17 protein-coding genes are annotated in these 18,318 nt (G+C 34.4%); 9 read left to right on the top strand and 8 right to left on the bottom strand.

The window, feature by feature from the left end; all coding sequences use genetic code 11:
- Positions 1-204: 204 nt before the first annotated feature.
- The 3 genes from CG11_RS24385 to CG11_RS24375 all read right to left on the bottom strand — a co-directional run bounded on the left by CG11_RS24385 (position 205) and on the right by CG11_RS24375 (position 2,460).
- The gene (locus CG11_RS24385; protein ID WP_052599501.1) at positions 205-603 is read right to left on the bottom strand and encodes a hypothetical protein; all 399 of its coding nucleotides are present in this window, start codon (positions 601-603) and stop codon (positions 205-207) included.
- A gap of 147 nt (positions 604-750) precedes the next feature.
- Entirely contained in the window at positions 751-1,452 is a 702-nt protein-coding gene (gene lipB, locus CG11_RS24380) for a lipoyl(octanoyl) transferase LipB (RefSeq protein ID WP_052599499.1), read from the bottom strand.
- 9 nt (positions 1,453-1,461) lie between these two features.
- Entirely contained in the window at positions 1,462-2,460 is a 999-nt protein-coding gene (locus CG11_RS24375; protein WP_052599497.1) for a bifunctional phosphoglucose/phosphomannose isomerase, read from the bottom strand.
- A gap of 491 nt (positions 2,461-2,951) precedes the next feature.
- On the opposite strand from CG11_RS24375, the gene CG11_RS24370 reads away from it, so the two are divergent.
- On the top strand, positions 2,952-3,314 hold the full coding sequence (locus CG11_RS24370; RefSeq protein WP_052599495.1) for a YraN family protein: 363 nt from the start codon (positions 2,952-2,954) through the stop codon (positions 3,312-3,314).
- A gap of 88 nt (positions 3,315-3,402) precedes the next feature.
- Here CG11_RS24370 and msrA read toward each other — a convergent pair whose 3' ends face one another.
- The 4 genes from msrA to CG11_RS24350 all read right to left on the bottom strand — a co-directional run bounded on the left by msrA (position 3,403) and on the right by CG11_RS24350 (position 6,782).
- Entirely contained in the window at positions 3,403-4,086 is a 684-nt protein-coding gene (gene msrA / locus CG11_RS24365) for a peptide-methionine (S)-S-oxide reductase MsrA (protein ID WP_052599494.1), read from the bottom strand.
- Between the two features lie 247 nt (positions 4,087-4,333).
- Positions 4,334-5,302 carry a succinylglutamate desuccinylase/aspartoacylase family protein gene (locus CG11_RS24360; protein ID WP_052599492.1) on the bottom strand — a complete coding sequence of 323 codons (969 nt, stop codon included), beginning with the start codon at positions 5,300-5,302 and terminating at the stop codon, positions 4,334-4,336.
- Between the two features lie 162 nt (positions 5,303-5,464).
- Positions 5,465-6,340, bottom strand: a complete 876-nt coding sequence (gene rimK / locus CG11_RS24355) for a 30S ribosomal protein S6--L-glutamate ligase (protein ID WP_052599522.1) — start codon at positions 6,338-6,340, stop codon at positions 5,465-5,467.
- 1 nt (position 6,341) lies between these two features.
- A complete protein-coding gene (locus tag CG11_RS24350; protein ID WP_072011014.1) occupies positions 6,342-6,782 on the bottom strand; it encodes a RimK/LysX family protein in 441 nt (146 codons plus the stop codon).
- Between the two features lie 652 nt (positions 6,783-7,434).
- Between CG11_RS24350 and CG11_RS24345 the strand changes: the two genes are divergently transcribed.
- The 8 genes from CG11_RS24345 (at position 7,435) to CG11_RS24310 (ending at position 17,231) form a co-directional block, all read left to right on the top strand.
- Positions 7,435-9,063, top strand: coding sequence for a hypothetical protein (locus tag CG11_RS24345; protein WP_052599490.1), 1,629 nt, complete (start codon positions 7,435-7,437; stop codon positions 9,061-9,063).
- A 202-nt stretch (positions 9,064-9,265) separates the two neighbouring features.
- Complete coding sequence (gene arsC / locus CG11_RS24340; RefSeq protein ID WP_052599489.1) at positions 9,266-9,613, top strand: arsenate reductase (glutaredoxin); 348 nt, start codon at positions 9,266-9,268, stop codon at positions 9,611-9,613.
- Between the two features lie 214 nt (positions 9,614-9,827).
- Positions 9,828-10,964 (top strand): 1-acyl-sn-glycerol-3-phosphate acyltransferase, encoded by a 1,137-nt coding sequence (locus CG11_RS24335; protein WP_052599487.1) that lies wholly within the window; start codon positions 9,828-9,830, stop codon positions 10,962-10,964.
- Between the two features lie 301 nt (positions 10,965-11,265).
- Positions 11,266-11,451: a hypothetical protein gene (locus CG11_RS24330; RefSeq protein ID WP_052599486.1), complete on the top strand. Its 186-nt coding sequence runs from the start codon at positions 11,266-11,268 to the stop codon at positions 11,449-11,451.
- A 204-nt stretch (positions 11,452-11,655) separates the two neighbouring features.
- Positions 11,656-12,105 carry a hypothetical protein gene (locus CG11_RS24325; RefSeq protein WP_052599484.1) on the top strand — a complete coding sequence of 150 codons (450 nt, stop codon included), beginning with the start codon at positions 11,656-11,658 and terminating at the stop codon, positions 12,103-12,105.
- Positions 12,106-12,618: 513 nt separating this feature from the next.
- The gene (locus CG11_RS24320) at positions 12,619-13,191 is read left to right on the top strand and encodes a DUF642 domain-containing protein (protein WP_052599483.1); all 573 of its coding nucleotides are present in this window, start codon (positions 12,619-12,621) and stop codon (positions 13,189-13,191) included.
- Positions 13,192-13,355: 164 nt separating this feature from the next.
- Positions 13,356-14,465: a DUF4856 domain-containing protein gene (locus CG11_RS24315; protein ID WP_052599481.1), complete on the top strand. Its 1,110-nt coding sequence runs from the start codon at positions 13,356-13,358 to the stop codon at positions 14,463-14,465.
- A 174-nt stretch (positions 14,466-14,639) separates the two neighbouring features.
- Complete coding sequence (locus CG11_RS24310; protein WP_052599478.1) at positions 14,640-17,231, top strand: TonB-dependent receptor; 2,592 nt, start codon at positions 14,640-14,642, stop codon at positions 17,229-17,231.
- 62 nt (positions 17,232-17,293) lie between these two features.
- On the opposite strand, the gene CG11_RS24305 is transcribed toward CG11_RS24310, so the two are convergent.
- Positions 17,294-18,196: an FKBP-type peptidyl-prolyl cis-trans isomerase gene (locus CG11_RS24305; RefSeq protein ID WP_052599476.1), complete on the bottom strand. Its 903-nt coding sequence runs from the start codon at positions 18,194-18,196 to the stop codon at positions 17,294-17,296.
- Positions 18,197-18,318: the final 122 nt, after the last annotated feature.

Genomic DNA, 18,318 nt, shown 5'->3' with positions numbered 1-18,318 from the left:
ATGGAAGTTTTGGCTGAGAGAGCAATTTCGATATTACAACAGTACGGTAAAGAATATACGATTACTTATTTCTGAGTACTTAAAGTAGAAGTAGGCTAAAAAAAATTGAAGATTTGAAAATGAAACAACTTTCGCTCATTCTCAAATCTTCAATCAAATTACACATTCAAACCGATCTAGGTTATACGTAAGGATTATAACGCTCTATTTTATCATAACACCCTTTTTATTTACGATAGGAATGTTGGTAAAGTTTTCTTCAATCAAACTACCAGGAACAAAAATGTATTTTTTATCATACATAAAACCATCAAAATTAAAGCTAATCCAATATTCATTCGCCAAACGAAACAACTTTGAATCAATGGGTTCTATCTTAACCGCCATTTCGGCTCCAATCAATTCATAAAAGTACCTCAACTGTGTTGTTTCTACTTTCTCTCCATCAATTTCACCATATCCTCTTGAGCTAATAAAGACATTTTTAATGTCTTTTTCTTTTAAATTCAAGAAATATACATCCCAAAAATTTTCATCCTCTTCACTTGGCACAATTGCAATTGCAATATCCGTCACTTTTTTGATAGGAATATCTTTCTTCATTACGATACGCTATGTTTATTAATTTTTAATTGATTACAATAGTTAGCTATACTGCTACTACATGACCATCAAAACCACTGATTAGCAGCATAGTTAAGCACTATGATTCACTACACACCAGTTAACAGCAACTATTCTGTACTATTATTACTTGTAAGTAGCTTCAAATAAAACAGCAAAATGCTTTTTTAGTTTTAATTTAACAGCCTCTTCATCAACTCGCTGCCCCAACTCTTTTTCCATTGAAGTAACTGCCTTATCATCAATACCACAAGGAACGATATAATTAAAATAATCTAAATCAGTATTAACATTCAAGGCAAAGCCATGCATAGTTGTCCAACGACTCAAATGCACCCCTACTGCACAAATTTTTCTAGGATTATCAGTATCCTTATCAATCCAAACTCCTGAAAGCCCTTTTATTCGTTCTCCAACAATATCATACTCCTCCAACATCCGAATAACCATTTCTTCTAAGAAACGCACATAACGCCCTATGTCAGTAAAAAATTCATCCAAATCTAATATAGGATACCCAACTACTTGACCAAATCCATGGTAAGTAATGTCTCCACCTCTATTGATTTTATGAAATGTAGCTTTTTTTTCTACTAAGGTCGTTTCATTTAACAACAAATGTTCTTCCTTTCCATTTCGTCCCAAAGTATAGACATGCGGATGTTCGCAAAACAATAAATAATGATATTGTTCCTGTTGTTCGGTTGGTGTAGCTTTTCGGTTGCTTACTTTTCTAGCAACAACCTCTTCAAAAAGCTCTGTTTGCAAATCCCACGCTTCTTGGTAATCAATTACTCCAAGATCTTTATAAACAATTTTTTTTCCCATGAAATTGTACTACCCTAATGCAGCTGCGGCTAATTCTCTTTTTAGTAGATCAATGACATTTACTTCGATAGAATCCATTTTTCTTGCTTCTGCTAATTCCCAAGAAATCCAGTCTCCCAAATGAACAGCATACATTGCCTGCTCAATTAGAGAATCTCCCAAACAATCTATCTCTAACAATTCATCAGCAATTTTTTCGATGATATCCTTACTGATTTCTATTCTTTTGTTGTTTCTAGCTAGATCATCCTTGGATCGGAAAATCAAAACAACATATTGTCCAATTTGTTCTCTCCAGCCCACCAATTCGTTGTGATTCATTTCTGGAAAGACGTGATTCAAAGCCAAAATTTTTGAGTTCTCATTCAATTGTTGACGCAGACGCAAGGTTACTGCCCCCATTTTATCTGTAGCATAAATCACAGGAAATTTACCCTCCATTTTTCTCGCCAATTGAGCAGCTTTTACTCGAATTTGGTCTTGTTGCTCTTCTAGCAAAGCAATAGAAGATTTAATATCTTGTATACATTGCTTGCTTGCAAACCCAAAATAGTTCAAAACAAACAATTGTTGCACCAAAGAGTAACCTAGACAGGTTCTAGGAGGTTGTTGGACACTAGGAATTTTTATATAATCCAAATTTAATCTTTTCGCTTCTTCTATTAGTTTTCCGCCCGATGAAATACAAACAATTTTTGCCTCTCGTTTTAAGGCCTCTTCAAAAGCATTTAGTGTTTCTTCTGTATTACCTGAGAATGAAGAAGTGATTACCAAAGTATTTTTACCCACATAAGCTGGTATGTTATATCCTTTGCAGGATAAAAAAGGGACAGAACAAGTATCTTTCACAAATTCTGCAACAAACTCACCTCCGATTCCTGAGCCTCCCATTCCCAATACAACTATATTTTGAATAGGTTGATTGTGCTTACTCAATGTTGCTTGCTCTCCTATTTCCAATGCCGTTTTCAATTGCTTTGGAAATTCTTGGATAAAAACATTCATCATAACTTTTTGTATTTTATTTTTTTAAGTCCTTGTCAAAGGACAATCTATTTTTTTAGGTTAAATATTGTAATTGTTCGCTACTATTTTATTTTTAACAAAAAAAATTGATATACTCACATATTCTAATATATGTAGTAACTACTCACTTTTAGTAACTAAATAGTAGAATAGTCAAGTAACGTAGATACTTAACTAGAACATTGTTCACTAAATAATTAGTATTTAGGGGGAACTATTAATGGTATATTTTTTTTACAGAAACAAGTCGTTTTATACAACTTTTCACTAAAACAACACCTTCTATTCCTTTTGCATTTGATTGATTATCAAACCCTTAAAACCCTAAAAGCAAAAACCATATCTTATTGATAATCAGATTGATACAATTTTTACAAGAAGCAATGATTTAGAATATATTATGGTTTGTTGTTGAGGTACATTTGTTTACTCATTGTTAACCTATTCTAATAACTCTGCAATATAATAATTTTATGGCGAATCACAACGATGTTGGCAAGTTAGGTGAACAAATTGCAAAAAAACACTTAAAAGGAGCAGGTTACACCATACTGGAACACAGCTGGCGCTGGGGAAAGGGGGAAATAGACTTCATTGCTCAACTCGACCATATCCTTGTCTTTGTCGAAGTCAAAACACGAAAAAAAGCCATATTTGGCTTGCCAGAAGAGGCGGTATCTTCCAAAAAACAAAACTTAATGTATGAGTTAGCCGTTGAATATATGTATCAAGCTCAATATGAAGCAGAATTTAGATTTGACGTTATTTCAATTATTTTAGAACCTCAACTAGAAATCTGTCATTTTGAAGATGCCTTTTTTCCTAATTGGAGTTGAGTCGTTCTTATATAAAACAGCCAATTGAGAAAGCTCCCAATTGGCAATTTTTGTTCGGCTTACGCTTACTTTTTTTGCAAAGTATTTTCTAATGTCCTTTTTTTAATAACTCTGGAAATTTTTCTTTAAAACGATTCAACCTAGGAATAGATACATTTCTCACATAAGAATTATTAGGGTTTCTTTTTTCATAATCTTGGTGATAATCCTCTGCTGGCCAAAACTTTTTAAAAGGGACAATTTCAGTGGCAATAGGTGCACTGTATGTGCCAGCCGCTTCTAGCTCCGCTTTAAAATCTGTTGCCGCCTTGCGTTCCATTTCATCATTATACAAAATCATAGAACGGTACTGTTTGCCAAAATCTGGATGTTGTCCATTTACTGTAGTCGGATCATGCGCCCCATAGTATACTTTAAGTAAGGTGGCATAAGAAACAATTTCTGGATCGTAATAAACTTCTACGGCTTCTGCATGGTCTGTTTGACCACTTCCTACTTCTTCGTATGTAGGGTTGGCTTTGGTTCCACCAGCATAACCAGAAATAACCTCTTCCACTCCTCTAACAGACTCAAAAACAGCCTCCACACACCAAAAACAACCGCTCGCAAAATAAGCTTTGCTCAGCTCTTCCATTTTTTTAGTGCTAGCCGTATTTTTTGTTGCAACAGTTTGTGGTTCTACCTCTGGAGTAACTGTTTTTTCTCCCGCCCTATTAGATGAACAAGAGAAGAAAAACAAGCTGATTGTGATTACTGAAAGTATATATCTCATTATCTTTATTTTAAGGGGATTAACAATTTAACGTTACTTTGTGGAAATCACATAGTAGCAAAGCTGTCAACTAAGCAAAGCGATCTCACAAAGTGTTCTATTTGATTGAATGCTATTTTAACAATAAAAGAAAGTAATTGTTCTCTGTTAGAAGCATTAATAGCAGCGCAGCTAACTATTGAAGCATAAAACACAGATTTAGTCCTATCTGCATATCTAAATTACCATCAATTAACTATCCTTCGTTCTAAAACTCTAAACTAGTTTCCTTGCTAACATGTACCAAAGCATCTCCTTGATTAACAATAGGTGCATGATTGGCCGCTATTATATAACCATCATACGTTGAGATAACATCTACTTCAAAGTCTCCATAAGGATCGCTAATAGAACCAATTTTATCTCCCTTTGACACTTGACTTCCTAATTTTAATTCTGTCCGAAACATTCCTGAATGCTTGGCACGAATCCAAGTTGATTTTTTTACTAAAATAGGCTGTACTTTTTCAGGATGTCTACTTCCCATTAACTCTTTGGTAAAATCACGCATTCCTAGATGATGCATAACACGTAAAGCACCATCTATCCCCACTTGTGTAACGTGTCGATCCAAGTGTAAAGTCTTCCCTCCTTCAAATAACAAAACCTTCTTACCTTTTTTAGACAAGGTGCTTCGAAACGATTTATCTCTATTTTCTGCATCAACAATAAATTTCGCACCAAAAGCTTTGGCCAAGGTCAGCACTTCCCTATCTCTTATATCCAAACGCACCTGCGAGTAATTGAAACGTGCAGCGCCTCCTGTATGAAAATCCATACAATAATCAATGTGAGGCACAATAGCATTCATAATATGATAAGCAAACCGCCCCGCTAAAGAACCTCTCTTAGAACCAGGAAACAATCGATTTAAATCCCTACCATCGGGAAATTCTCTTTCTTGATTCAAAAAGCCAAATACGTTAATTACGGGAATACAAATAACAGTGCCTTTTTGAGGTTTGTTGTAATCATTGGCTACAATTTGACGGACAATTTCTACCCCATTTACCTCATCTCCATGTATTCCAGCCGTTAGTAATACACAAGGACCATCTTCTTTACCTCTTTCTACAATAATAGGAACTGCAAGACTAGTCCTAGTATGCAATTTAGCAATATTTAGATTGATAACCTTACTTTTCCCTCTTCCAATTGGAGTATTTAATATTTCCATTTTAATAATATATTTCTCATGACAATAGTTGATGCTACTAACTAAAAACAAAGCACTCACGAAATACCACGCAGTAGCAGCAAAGCTAACTAAAAGCGTAGCGCTCACGAAGTACCACGCAGTAGCAGCGAAGCTAATCAACAAACTACTACCATGAAATATTTACGAAGCATTCCGTTCCACATATCGAATGATAGATTTGGCAATATCTTTCTCTGTCGCTTTTTCAATTCCTTCTAAACCTGGCGAGGAATTTACTTCTAAGATCATTGGTCCCGAATTAGATTGTAGCATATCTACCCCTGCAATCGCTAAGCCCAATGTTTTGGCAGCTTTCAAAGCGGCATTTTCTTCTTCGTCTGACAATTGAATAATAGAAGCAGAACCACCTTGGTGTAAATTAGAGCGAAATTCTCCTTCTTTTCCTTGACGCTTCATAGCACCAACCACAACACCATCCACAACAAAAGCCCTTAAATCAGCTCCCTTAGCTTCACTAATAAATTGTTGTGCTATGACTCTAGCTTGTAAGCCGTTAAATGCTTCCAAAACCGATTTTGCGGCACTCGGCGTTTCTGCCAACACAACGCCAACCCCTTGTGTTCCTTCCAATAATTTCAAAATACAAGGTGCTCCTCCAACAATATCAATAACATTAGCGACATCTTTCGAATAATTCGTAAAAACAGTTTTAGGCATCCCCAGACCAGCACTAGACAACAATTGTAGACTACGCAATTTGTCGCGAGAATCGACCAAGGCCTGAGAACTTGTAGCGGTAAACACTTTCATCATTTCAAATTGACGGATTACTGCGGCACCATAAAATGTAACAGAAGCTCCGATTCTTGGAATAATGGCATCAATATCCGTTAGGACATTTCCTTTATAATAAATTTGAGGTTTCTTTTGTTCGATGATAATATTACATTTAGTATGGTCAATAATCAACATCTCATGTCCTCTTTTCTCACCAGCTTCTTTTATTCGTTGGGTAGAATATAACCTAGGATTCCTAGATAAAATTGCCATTTTCATTTTAGCCTTCATGCTTCTTTTTATTCTTTAAATTATTAGTTAAGGAAACGTCTACTAGAAATTTTTTATTCAAAAACTTTCGACCAATCAAAACAGGGTAACGCATCTCTCCTCTATCGGTCAAGGTAAGTTCGATGGGGTATTCTTGTCCCCCAATCTCAATTTTAGTAAAAATCTTGTACCGAGGTTCGGTAATACCATTAGAACTTTTAACAACTGTTCGATTATACCGATCAAAAACTAGTTTTCTATGATTATAATCAGGGTGAGCTTCATCCAAAAAATGACAATGAAGCTGCTTAGAATGTTCTTCTATATTATGACAATGTATACTAGAGGTATAAGCCCCTGTGTCTATTTTGACATCTATATCCATTAAACCCAAATCTGGAAAATTGGCTTTTTCTCTACGTCCTATAATGATTTTTGTTTTTTGTTGCACTGTTTACTCGTTTTTAGGTAGGTCAAGATAGTTTTTTTTCGGACGAATCCAATAGAGTACTCCTTGGATTTTCTGCTTTGTCATCGAAAAAACGAAAAACGCTATTATAGCTAAAGTTTCATCTCTGAATTCGTCTACACAATTCTAAACAAAACGACCATAAAGTCGCACAAAGCATCTGCATCTACATCAATAACTAAGGGGCATTCTGATAAATCTTGTTACAGCAAAGCACGGTTTAGTTCTCAGTTTTCTTTACCTCAAACCCTGTCACACCAAAACAGTTCTTAATATGTTTTAAATAAATATCTAAATAGACCATTTTTAATGACAACAAAATATGGCAACAGCCGTATAGAATATTAATTATCAAGACAAAAGACTCCCCACCAATATAGCACACTCATAAACAATAGATAGTACCTAAGAAAAAAACTAATCTATTCCATACAACCAATTACATCTTTGTTTTTTTATTTCTAAAACTGAAATTCTATACTGCCTTAGGTAAAAAATTCGATATTTTATTGTAATTTTATGTTTAGGTACACTAAAAAGTTTTATTGTTATTGTAACCCCACTAGTATAATTGATACTATTCCAATTTCATAAAAACTGCATAAATTAACTTCCCCATTTATATCATAATGTTATGCAAAAAATACTCTACACCATACTATTCTCATCACTATTTTTTAGTCTTAAAGCCAATGATTTAAAACTGGACATTCAAAAAGCGTTATTAGTCTCTTCCGATCAGCAAGTGCAATCACAGCGTATTGCCAAAGTTTACTTTGCCCTTTGCAACAATGTTATGGAACCTAAATTTTATCAAGAAAGAGATGAAGCCATTGAAAGATTTGACGAACAATTACATCAATTAAGCCTTTTTACTCCTACTGACGATATCAAGGAAAATATTCAAAACGTTCGTAGCATCTGGATAGAATACAAAAAAATTGCAGGATGGAGCATCAAAAAAGACGCAGCATCAAAATTATTAAAACAGTCTACTTTAATTTTGCAAGCTACCAAAGCATTGCATGTGGCATATAGTAACTACAACAAATCTTTGACAACGCCTTCGGATAACAGCGATCTAATTACCATTCAACAATACATCAAACAAAACCGCAATCAGCTTATTTTGATGCAGCGGATCATGCTGTATTACTTATCCGAAAAACAAGGTATTGACGCCACTGCTGCTGGACATAGTTTAAACGATGCTCAAAAATCATTTAGTAGGATTCTTGGTATTCTAGAAAAAGCAAAGATTACTTCTAAATCCATTCAAAATAAATTAGCATTTATACGAGAAAATTGGACGGAAATCAACCAACATCTGATTTTTGTAGACAAAGACCAAAGTTATGTTGATGATATGTTAAATCGTTCCAATTTAATTTCAAAAACGGTAGAAGAAGTTTCTGAAAAATACATTGAGTTAGCTGTCAAGTTAAACATTAGTTACTCAATTAACGAAGCTACTATGCAAACGGTTTATATCCAAAAAATAGCCAAATCTTGTATAGCTAGTCTCAATGACCATATTGCTTATAAATATAAAAAAGAAGTTATTGAGGATGTAGAAGATTTTGAAGAACGCATGAATGCTATGCTTATCACAGCACAAACAGAGGATATCCGAATGGCTATTAATGTGGTAAAAACCATGTGGAAAAATTACAAGAACTTGGCGACTAATTTTAGTGCAATGGATGATATTCAAGCAACTAAATTAATTGAACAGGCTTATGTTATGATGGCTGCTTGCGATCGGGTTTCAGATGAAATCGAAAAATATGCTTTGAAAACACCTTCTTACAGGGCTTTAAGTATCAAAGATGATGTTAAAGTTGATCCTAGTTTGGATATTACGCATCAGATCTATGTTTCTAGTGATTTGCGGATTACCTCTCAACGGGTAGCCCTCTATTTCATTATGAAAGCTTTAAATATTGATTCCGATTTATCTATCAAACGCCTCAATACTTGCCTACAAGAATTTAAAAAACAATTGGAAGAACTAAAAGCATCTAGAATTAATAGTCCTGCTATGAGTGTTTTACTAGAAAGTTGTTATCAAGAATGGGAGTGGATAAAAAATGCTTGTCAAAATACTACTAAAGAGGATATTGATGAGATGCTAAGTCAAACCAATATGCTTTCTAAAAAACTAATGAAATTAACCAATTTATACGAACATAAAATGAATGATTTTTTTGCAGAAGATATCAAAGAGGAATCTCCTGCTGCTCAGGCAATGCCTCAAGATTAAAACAACAAATCCTATTCTAAAAAGCGTTAAATCTTTTCATAAGGTTTAACGCTTTTTTATTTATTTTCAACGGTCTACAAAACTACCTTTTTCTCTTTCTTATTTTAACCTAAAATTAAGATTGACTCTAAATTGTGAAGTGGCAATTATATTGTATCTTCGCAAGAGAATTGATCTCATAATGCCAAAACTATATATCCCAATGAAAGCTACTATTTATCACAACCCTCGCTGTTCTAAAAGTAGAAATAGCTTAAATTTGCTAAAAGAAAAGAGTCTTGATTTTGAAATTGTTGAATACCTAAAAACACCGCTAAATGCTGCTGAGATACAAACTTTATTAACCCAATTAGGTATCAAAGCTGAACAATTGATTCGAAAAAGTGAAGCCATCTATAAGGAGCATTACAAAGGAAAAGAACTGAACGAAAACGAATGGATAGAAGCTATGGTAAAACACCCAAAGCTAATTGAACGCCCTATTGTGGTGTACAAAAATAAAGCTGTGATTGGTCGTCCACTAGAAAAAGTAGAAGAATTACTCGCATAAAAGTGCAAAAAGTGATGCTTCAATAGTTAGCTGCGAAGCTAATCACCGACCACGAAGTAGCAGCGTAGCTAACTACGAATGCTTGTAACCTTCAAATATGTTGTAGATTCCCAATATTAACATTGACCTCCCCACGTTTGCATATCTCTTGTTTTAAAACAAACAATAAATGTGCATCTAACCTTTATTTATTGACTAAAGTCGTGCTCCATCAATGCAACACCACAACCATACCAAGCCTAAAATATATGGCGATCACCAAGTTCGAGAAGCCATTCAAGAATTATTTAGCTATGAGGATTTTCTGGCAGGAATGAAAGCTTTTGTACCTCCTCAACTAAACAAATTAATATTAGACGAAAAAGATACTGTTCAAAGTGCTGATGATTTTCAAAAAAAGGTGATTCGCCCTTTTTTAAAAACGGTTGCACAGAGCAGCATTAGCAATTTTACGTTTAGTGGTACAGAACATTTATCCCCATCCAAAAGCTATTTGTTTGTTTCCAATCATCGAGATATTGTCTTAGATTCTGCTTATTTAAATATGGTTCTACTAGAACAAGGTATGCGGACAAGTCAAATTGCCATTGGAGATAATTTAGTTGCCAACCGTTTGACAGAATTGCTATTCAAAATAAATAAAAGCTTTGTTGTTAAACGTTCTGGTAATCCTAGAGAAATTTACAACCATGCCGTGATTCTTTCTCAATATATCAAAGAAACACTTACAAAGGAAAAAGACTCTGTTTGGATTGCACAACGGGAAGGGCGCGCCAAAGATGGCAATGACAAGACTCAAATTTCTTTGCTAAAAATGTTGAGTCTTTCTAGCAAAGACAACCTCGTAGAACATTTTAAATCACTCAACATCACTCCTGTCTCAATTTCTTATGAATACGACCCTTGTGGCTATCTAAAAACGAAGGAGTATTTAAAGAAAAAGAAAGATCCTAATTACAAAAAAGTGTTTCATGATGATGCGCAACATTTGTTGTTGGGTATAAAGGGACATAAGGGCCATGTTCATTTTCATTTTGAAAAGCCACTCCACAAACGTCTTGATGCTCTGTATGAAGCCCCCAACCAAAAAGGAATGTTACTTAATTTGGCTGGCATAATAGACAAAGCCATTCATCTCAACTACCAATTGCACCCCATCAACTACTACGCCTACGATCAACTTTTGAACTCGACTAATTACTCCTCAAAATATGCTCCTACCCAAGCTTCTTTAAAAGAGTTTTTTGATATGCTTATTGAAATGCTTCCTCTTGAAGAACAAACAGAAGGTCGGGAATTTATGCTTAAAATATATGCCAATCCTCTAAGCAATAAATTGAGTTATGGTTAATCAATAGTATCAACAGGTTATTACTTCTAGAACAATTACTTTTGTTACTAGCCACGAGTTGTGTTGTGACTACATCGTACTTATTATTTGCGGCTTGCTTGTTTATAAATCTACAAAATGGCTTAAAAAACGTCTAAGAGGCAATTAATTTTTTGTTTAAAAAAATCGTTTATTATTCTTATCTTACACGTCCCATTTACAAAAACATCGATAAAAAACTGAAAATCAATTGGATATCTTATTTTTTTTCGTTTTATTGTAACACCCTAATTATTTCAAAACTCTATCTTTTTTATTACCTATGAAAGTATTGCTATTTGTCGCTATTGTTGGTGCAATTATTTTTATCATTATTAACAACTCTCAATCCAATCAATATATCTGCGAAAGGTGTGAAGGAAAAGGTTTTTGGAGAGGATTGCGAGGTGAACGGAACAATTGTAAGGCTTGCGATGGAACAGGCTATATAGAGCACAAAAAGAGTTAGTTAAGAACTAATTTGGCAGAATCAAGCGATACATATGGCTAAAAACAAACCTATATTGGCTAAAATAGGTCTATTCTTGGCAAGAATAAACTACTTGTTTTTTTTATTATTATATAATTTCGCTTTACTGTTTTTGTATTACGCGGTAATAAGTAATACAAATTAACTTTTAATTGATTTATTAACTTTTAATTTTCATTAATCATGAAATCTTTAATGTCCCTCGCATTACTTGTTCTTTCACTTAACGTGTTTGCAATTGATGCTCCCCTTCAAGAAGAAAAAATGGTTGCGATTATTCTAATGATGGATAATGGCGATGAACAAGAAATCATTAGCACAATCTATACTTCACTAATGGCTGCTGAAAAAGTTGCTAAGGTATTGGATATAGAATTGATCGCTGAGGATGAAGTAAACGATGATGTTTTTGTTTTCTCTCTAAAATCACAAGAACAAAAAGAAATCGCTATTAAATTACTTGATGAAGAAGGCTATCGCGTAGCAGCTAACCGTGTCATCAAAGTAGATAATGGCAACAACTACAATGCGCTCAATGTAAAAACATTGGAAGATGGTACTTACAAATTCTTAATTACAGACGAAAGTGGTGCTGAAAAAACAACTACTTTGACCATCAATCGCAATAAATAATATATACATAAGTTAAGTAGTGTTTCTTAAATAAGAGGCGCTACTTTTCAGACTACAAGTATCCGAAAATAGTCTTTGACAAAACACTCTAGCACAACAAAAAGGCATAGCTCCCCTCTTTATTTTATGCTAAGTAGGTAGTCAAAAATGACTTTACATGATTCATAAATTTTCTTCATTCTTATTACAAATCTCTACTTAAGACAAAAAGAAACCATTTTGTCTTGTACTAATATTTATTAATATCATAATAAGGATTAAGTTTTGAAAGTAGCCTACACTTCATTACTTGAATCTAAGCATTGCTATTGCATTGGTCTAACAGTATATTCAACTAACTGATGTTATTTGACTCCAATACTGTAGTAGGGAACTAATGTCAAAAAGTGAGAAAGGATTGAAAATCTAACCTGAATCTATCAAAAATTGGTTGCAAAGTGTATTTATTCTTAATCTAAGCTTCCACATCAAAGCCCTATTTTTTGACAAACAATACAACAAACAGATAACCTTATGAAAAATTTACCGATCCTAATTCTTCTTATATTTCTTTTGAATACATCCTTTTTACAAGGGCAAAACTTGATTAAAAACAGCAAATTTAATTCGGGTGTTGAACACTGGGAAGTTTTGCTAGCGGATAAAGGGATTCCTATCAAAGCACAAGTAATTGAACACAGTCAATTTCCAGATTTATATGGGTTGGCGGATAATTATATCAATACAAACTTTGTAGAGTTGGATGCTACTTCTGCTATTCAACAGAAAATAAATACTGATAAATCAGATAACTATACCTTAATCTTTGCCTACGCATTACGTCCTGATGCCGGTGACAAGCAGTTAGTTATTACAGCTAATGGAACTGTAATTCATACAGAAACCATGAAAAATAGTTCCTCGGTTGGCACATTCAAATACCACAATATCTATTTTAATGCTCCAGATCATATTACAAAGCTTAGCTTTTATGCTGTTTCTTTGAGTGGTCCTGATGATCAAGGCATTTTATTAACAGATATTACTTGTGAAAAAACGGCAGAGATTAACATTAACTACCCTAAAAACGGAAGCAAAACGCACTAGTCTACAAGTCCTTACATTAACATTATCAAACAATAGTTTTACCTCCAATCCCCAACTATTGTTTGATTTGTTAAACTTAAATATTCCTTGTTATTGATTCATTCAATAACTCATTTCTTTCATATTCAAAATATTATTTTATCATCCTTTATCCCCCGACTATTATGAAAAATTACATTGCGATACTTACGATTTCCTTGGGCATTCTATTAAGTCTCTCTGCCTGCCAAAAAGTAGAAGATCAGACTTATACAATTCCAACAACATATAATTTTGAAAATGTTGATTACAGTGGTCAAACGACTCGAATTAAGATGCTGGAAGCGTTATCTATTTATGCTAAATCAGCCAATACACTAGGTTCTAACCAACTGAGTTCTACAGCGATGATTAATATGTACAACAATGCCAATACTGTATTTTCTGATCCCGCTTTAAATAATTCTAGCAAACAATTAAAAAACAAAGTTCATTCATCCATTCAAAACAAGTTTGAAAACTACATGGTTGCTCAAGCTAATGCTAGCCTAAGTACCAATCAAACGGCTGCTGCAAATCAAGCGGGAATTGCTACTAGCAATGATGGCACGCAAAGTTTTTTGCTTAATAACAATGGCGTCGAATTGGCACAAATAATCGAAAAAGGGCTTGCTACTGCTTGTTTCTATTACCAGTCTACTGCGGTTTATTTGGGGGAAACTAAAATGAGTGTAGACAATAAAGCGGTTACAGGTGGAAAAGGTACTAATATGGAACATCACTGGGATGAAGCATTTGGTTACTTCGGAGCACCGATTGACTTTCCTAGTAACACCTCTAATGTAGAACTTTGGGCAAAATACTCCAACAAAGTAAATTCTATCTTAGGATGCAATTCAAAAATCATGAATGCGTTCTTAAAAGGTCGTGCTGCTATCTCGGCAGAAGACTATAATGCAAGGGACGAGGCTCGCACTACTATTAAACAAGAATGGGAAGTTATCTTGGCTGCTGTGGCTATTTCTTATTTAAATGATGCTAAAAAGAATGCTACCGATTTTGCCCTTTATGCTCATTACCTAACAGAAGCATACGCTTTTATTGCTGGGCTAAAATACGGTGCTTCTAAAACCATTCCTGATGCAGATGTTGATAACATCTTATCCAACTTAGCAGGAAGTTCAGATCCTCTACAAGCTAATATTTATGCTACTTCACTGCAAGATATCGACAATACAATCAATGCTCTCGCTAACTCATTTACTAGTTTAGAAACCGTAAAAGCAAGCCTTTAAGTTTGCTAAATGTGTTGACAACTAGATAGAAGGACAAAACAAGTGATTTTTTTATGACTGCTTTTGTTCTTCTATTTGTAAGTGAAGAAACTCTACTTTTATAAACGTTGGTTTTCTATTGCACAATCCTCCAATAATTCCAATAGAACTAACAACATTAGTCTCATTTTAACAATGAAATATTTTTATATTGTAATTATACTTTTATTTTCTCAATTTTCTTTTGCATGGACAGAACTAGGTGGAAATATCCGTGGTTTGGTCTCCAACTCCGAATCTGGGCAAATCATACGTGGTGCTACGATTCAACTCGTTTCTTTCAAAGGTAAAAAAACGCCTGTCAAGGCATTTTCTAAAGATGCAGGAGAATTTATTTTTGCAAATGTTGCTCCAGGCTTGTACAACCTAGAATGCTCTGCTTTTGGATTTAAGACAACTCGTATTGTAGGGATTCAAGTAAGAGAAGATCAGACAAAATTGGCTTATTTTAAATTAGTTAGAGGTCCGGCAGCTGAAATTAACGAAATATATACCTATGCAGCATTAGAAGCCAAACAGAAAGCTACAACAGAAACAGGTTCAACCTCTAACGAATCTATTGAAAATACTCCTGCTACGATTTATGTGGTAACCTCTGAAGATATTGAATATGCTGGTTATATGGGTTTAAATGAGTTGCTCTTGGATATTCCAGAAATCGAAATTCAAAATCGCTTCACGTCTGAAGATTACAATACAATCTCGTCTAGAGGAATTCAAGGAAATGAAAAATTACTACTTTTAGTAGATGGAGTACGTTATAATAGTATGACTAGTACCAAAATGGCCATTCTTGAAAATTTTAACATCCGACATGTTGATCGAGTAGAGGTTATTTTAGGGCCTGCTTCGGCTCTATATGGTGCCGATGCTTATATGGGGGTTGTCAATATCATTACCAAAAGAGGAAGGAATGCCAAAGGGTTTAATTTAACTGGAAGTTATGGCTTGTACAATACAACCTCCAATGCGTTTCAATTTGGACTGGGCAACGATAAGATGTCTTTCTCGATGTCTGGAGGAATGTATTATTCGGAAGGTGTCAATCTCAACGAACAATACCCAGATGAATTTAGATGGTATAACAACAATTATATGAATAACGGAACAGTACTCCGCAGTCCTTTTGACCCAACAGGAAATACACAACAACTTCCCATCAAAAGCTTCGATTTGAGTCGTTTCAGTTACTTCTTTGATGCTAAATTTAGATACAAAAAGTTGACCATTGGTTTCTTTCATAATCAAGAACAACATAGTAGTTCGATAGGCACTAAAGGTCAATATTCTCCTTATTGGAAAGAATCTAGATATGGTAGTTCTCTTTCTGGAATAAATATCAATCAGCTATACCAACCTAAACGATCCAATAAGTGGTCGTTAAATACGTTGCTCAATGCCACATTCATGTTTATTCCTTTGAATAGTAAATTTGTTAATACATTTTCTGGTTATGCCAATGCCTACAAGACTGGAACGGATATGGGAGCAAGACTAACCGAGACCTTTAACTATACCTTCAACAAAACCCATAAACTTGCTGTAGGTATTACGCTCCAACACTCAATGACCTTGCCCAAAACTAGTGATATTCCCCAACAACCTACTCAACTTTTCTTACCCGTTCGCCCTGTTAATACTGTAGATGATAACATTTATTATTTAGGGACAAATCACACCGATGCAGATGGAAATAGCTTAAAGATTTATCAAGATCTATATTATTTACGACGTGTTATAGCAGCTGCTTTTGCAGAATACCGTGTTAATATAAAAGATAAACTATTAATTACTTTAGGTGCTCGATTTGATCAAATTTTTGATATTAGCGAATATTCTCCTGCCAAAACACTACGGACTTATAATAGTATCAGTCCAAGGCTTGGGCTTATTTATAAACCACTAAGTACCCTTAATTTTAAACTTCTAATAGGTCGAGGTTACTTACAACCACTCCCCCAGCGCAAGTACGATCATTTTGGCATTTTTTATCCTGTTGCCAATGCAAGTGGAGAATACACACATATTGAGGGCGGTTTTTGGCGTCTTCCTAATGAAAATTTGCGCCCTGAAACACTCAATACCATTGAGCTTTCTACCAAGTATGTCAAAGGCGATTTGTCGATTGGTGTCAATGGCTATCTTAATGTAATTGGTAATGCTGTCAAGTTCAAAACAGAGTTTGACAATCAAACTTTTAAAGGGATTCCAATTACAGCAGCCGAAAGAGCCATTAATCGAGAAGAACTTATATATACCTACGGAGGAACTTTGCGGGCTGACTATCGAGTTGTTTTAGGTTCTAAAGAACAAATAAAATTAAAAATGCACGCCAGTTATACATTTGCAGATGGTCAAATCGAAAACTTACAATACCTCCCTTTCTCAGCTAGGCACACCTTAAAAGCGGGGGTATTATTCCGCTTATATAATTTCAGTTTGAACAATAGTCTTATCTATCGTTCAGAAAGTTATAACAATGGTTTTATTGATAATGATGGTAATTTCTTTCAAACGGGAAGCCCTTCTTTTGTTGTGTGGAATCTATTTGCTAAATACAAAATCATTACGACTAAAAAAGTAAATTTGGATGTATTCGTAAAAATTAATAATGTCCTAAATAGTAAATACTATCATGCAACAGACAACTCAGCAATTGGCTTGGGAGCTTCACCACAAGACCCTATCCGATTTGTTAGTGGTTTAACAGTTGGTTTTGGTGGCTAAAGTTGTATCGTTTTAATATTAGTTGAAGTTTTGAATGCACGAGTATTCAAAACTTCAACATTTTATTGTCCAACTTTAATCAGTTCAATTTCAAAAATTAAAATGGAATTTGGAGGAATATTTCCTGTTTTCTTATTGCCATATCCCAAATAAGGTGGAATATATGCTCTAATCTTTTCCCCTTCTTCCATCAAAGGAATTACTTCTTGCCACCCTTTGATTACGCCTGTTAATTTGAACGTAATTGGCTTGCCTTTTTGTACAGAACTATCAAAGACTTTTCCATTGATTAATGTACCATGGTAATGCACTGTAATCAGTTCTTTTGAGTTATTACTAACCTGCTTACCACTTCCTTCCTTTAAGATTTCATATTGAATTCCACTCTCTAGTGCAATAACACCTGGTTTGGTTTTATTTTTTTTCAGAAACTGTTTATTAATGTGCTGTTGATCTTGAGCCTCCATTTCTTTAATAGCCTTAAATTTAAGACTCACTTCTTTTTGTGCTTCTTCTGCACTAAACAATGCCGTGTTAGAAAATACTGCCAAGATACCTTGCTTAAAATCTTCTTGACCTACTGAACTAAAATCAATCTTAAAGGTTTTCCAATTGGCACCAATTACAATTCCATAATTGTAATAAAAATCACTTAAGGAAGCTTTTGTCAATTGAGACAAATCTCCTGTATTTTGCAGTTCAATCGTTTTGGCTTTGGTCATTTTTTGAGCAGCCACCTCTGTTATCTTTGATTGACCAGTCATAAAAGCTTCTATCCCACTCCAGAGTTTGTCTACGATTATCAAGTCTTTTGACAAACCAATATCTTGGAAATTGGTTCCTGCTAATACGCCACAACTATACGCAAAACGATCTGTAATAATCTCCTTGGAGTTTTGCCCATTGCTTGTTTGACAAAAGCCAAGCAAGAAGAATATTCCTAGCAAAAAATTAAATCTTTTCATAAATATTTGTTTTATACTTCACGTCCTGACCATTGCCTATTTTAGACTGAGTATTATTATTTAGTAGTTCGTTGATTACTTCGTGAGCGCTACGCTTTTAGTTAGCTTCGCTGCTACTGCGT

Origin of the sequence: Aureispira sp. CCB-QB1 (assembly GCF_000724545.1) — a bacterium.
Taxonomy (GTDB): domain Bacteria; phylum Bacteroidota; class Bacteroidia; order Chitinophagales; family Saprospiraceae; genus Aureispira.
This window is presented reverse-complemented; position numbering and strand designations above follow the sequence as displayed.